Annotated in this window: 1 protein-coding gene; it reads left to right on the top strand. The window is 49.4% G+C overall.

Annotation, left to right across the window (positions count from 1 at the left end):
* Positions 1-78: 78 nt before the first annotated feature.
* A complete protein-coding gene (locus ACO6V1_RS24010; RefSeq protein ID WP_422469128.1) occupies positions 79-1,203 on the top strand; it encodes a PilT/PilU family type 4a pilus ATPase in 1,125 nt (374 codons plus the stop codon).
* Positions 1,204-1,278: the final 75 nt, after the last annotated feature.

The raw sequence follows: 1,278 nt of genomic DNA on the forward strand, positions 1-1,278 counted from the left end.
GCAGGCTCCTAGGTCTTTCAGATCACCGTTTGCCGGGAGTGAGCACCGGGCTGTCTTTTAACGTCAATGTGATGATAAATGGATATTGAAAAATTATTAAAACTGGTTGCCGTAAAAAAAGCATCGGATCTGTTTATCACTGCCGGCTATCCTCCCAGTGTCAAGCTTGACGGACGTTTGATACCTGTCAACAAGACACCGTTGACGGCCGCAGAAGCAAAAGATTTTGTGCTTGGGGTAATGGATGAGAAGCAGCGCCTGGAGTTTGAGCTGAAGCATGAGTGTAACTTTGCCATTGCCAAAATGGGTATTGGCCGGTTCCGGGTCAGTGCTTTTCAGCAGAGAAACCAGTCAGGGATGGTTTTGCGCCGAATTGAAGAGAAAATACCCGGTTTTGAAGAGTTGAAACTTCCACCTATCCTGAAAGACCTGACCATGGTCAAACGAGGGCTGGTTATCCTGGTGGGCGCTACCAGTACGGGGAAGTCGACAACCCTGGCGGCGATGCTTGGCTATCGTAATGAAAACGACACAGGTCATATCATCAGCATTGAAGACCCCATTGAATTTATCCATCAACACAAAAGGTGCATTGTAACCCAGCGGGAAGTGGGGATTGATACCAAGTCTTATGAAGTGGCGCTGAAAAATACCCTGCGTCAAGCTCCTGATGTCATTATGATTGGTGAAATTCGCAGTCAGGATACCATGCAATATGCCCTGAACTTCGCAGAAACCGGCCATCTGTGCCTGGCAACGCTGCATGCCAATAATGCCAACCAGGCATTGGATCGCATTCTTCACTTTTTCCCTCCGGAACATCATCACCAGGTGTGGATGGATCTTTCCCTGAATCTGAAGGGCGTTGTCGCCCAGCAGCTGGTTCCTTCTCTGGATGGCACAGGGCGGCTTCCGGCCATAGAAGTGTTACTGAATACCCCCCTGGCCCAGGATATGATTCGCAAAGGTGATGTTCATGCACTGAAAGAGTTAATGAAAAAATCCCGGGAGCTGGGCATGCAGACTTTCGATCAGGCATTATTTGATCTCTACAACCTTGGTGAGGTCAGCTATGAAGACGCCATCCGGCATGCTGATTCTGCAAACGACTTGCGTCTGATGATTAAGCTGGGTTCAGAGGTGGATGAGAGTTATCTTACCCAGCGTTCCGGTAAATTGACCTTGCAGATGGAAGAAGCCTAGGAGGCTGACCGAGAATAGACTGCCCTACGCGGTAACTGCTCCTGCGTTGCTCTAGCTCCTGCATCCATGCAGTCG

This window comes from Endozoicomonas sp. ALC013, assembly GCF_049310205.1.
Classification (GTDB): Bacteria; Pseudomonadota; Gammaproteobacteria; order Pseudomonadales; family Endozoicomonadaceae; genus Endozoicomonas.

Excerpts from the sequence above, each read along its gene's own strand:
- ACO6V1_RS24010 (WP_422469128.1), top strand. The coding sequence starts at position 79 with ATGGATATTGAAAAATTATTAAAACTGGTTGCCGTAAAAAAAGCATCG.